The sequence below is a fragment of the Streptomyces sp. NPDC054840 genome (genome assembly GCF_053611065.1).
On record NZ_JBSGZP010001134.1, the window covers coordinates 1 to 1,244 of the forward strand.

Below are 1,244 nucleotides of genomic sequence, written 5' to 3' on the forward strand. Positions count from 1 at the left end.
CCCATGTGCGGTGCCGCGCCGCCCGGCAGTCCGATCGGCGGCAGCAGGGCCCGCAGCGGTCCGGCCGGTGAAGCCACCTCCCGCCAGCGGTCCCGGGCCGCGAGCTGTGGATGCCCGGCCAGCTGGGCCACCGAATTCAGCCGCGCGCAGGCGATGCCCGCCGCCTCCAGCCGCCCGATCGCCTCGTCCGCGCCGAGCCGGGCCAGCGCCTCGGCCACCACCGCGTCGGTCTTCTCCCGGTTCGCGGTGCGCGCCGCGTTCGTGGCGTACGCCGGATCGTCCGACAACCCCGGCTGATCCAGGACCTGTTGGGCCAGCCGCCGCCACTCGCGGTCGTTCTGCACCGACAGCAGCACCCGGTCCCCGTCGGCCGTCGCGTAGGCGTCGTAGGGCGCGATCACCGCGTGCGCGAGGCCGGTGCGCACGGGCTGCTCCCCGTCGTGCATCGTGTGGTGCAGCGGATGGCCCATCCACTCGGCGAGCGCGTCCAGCATGGACACCTCCACCCTGCCGCCGCGCCCGGTGACCCCGCGGCGCAGCAGGGCGGCCAGAACCCCCGAGAAGGCGTACATGGCCGCCGCGATGTCCGCCGCCGGGATCCCCGCCTTGACGGGCTGCTCGGGGGTGCCGGTCACCGACACCAGGCCCGCCTCGCACTGCACGAGCATGTCGTAGGCGCGCTTGTGGGCGTACGGGCCCTCGGCCCCGTAGCCGGAGACGTCCACGGCGACGAGCCGGGGGTAACGCGCGCACAGGGCCGCCGAGTCGAGCCCCAGCCGGGCTGCGGCCCCCTGTGCGAGGTTCTGCACGAAGACGTCGGCCCCGGCCAGCAGTCCGTGCAGGACCTCCCGGCCGCGCGGGTCCTTCAGGTCGAGCGCGATCGACTCCTTGCCCCGGTTGGCCCACACGAAGTGTGAGGCGAGGCCGTGCGCGGCCGTGTCGTAGCCACGGGCGAAGTCGCCGCCGTCGGGGCGCTCGACCTTGATCACCCTCGCGCCCAGGTCGGCGAGCTGGCGGGTGGCGAAAGGGGCCGAGACGGCCTGTTCGACGGCGACGACGGTGATGCCGTCCAGGGGAAGTGGTTCGGTAGCCATGGGCCCTGCCTACCGGGTCGGACGGGCCGCTGTCACCACCCGGGCGGCGATGCGCCCCATTGATCACACAGGGAAGCCGCTACGCGGGACTGCCGGCCGCGCGCGAACCCGCGCGTGGCCGGCGGTACGAACAGTGCGGACCAGGGCTGC

The 1,244-nt window shown here is 74.7% G+C and carries 1 protein-coding gene; it reads right to left on the bottom strand.

Annotated elements, in window-relative coordinates:
* Positions 1-1,094, bottom strand: a 1,094-nt coding sequence (locus ACWGIU_RS38135; protein WP_453712716.1) for a CaiB/BaiF CoA transferase family protein, incomplete at its 3' end; no start/stop codon positions are given.
* Between the last annotated feature and the right edge of the window lie 150 nt (positions 1,095-1,244).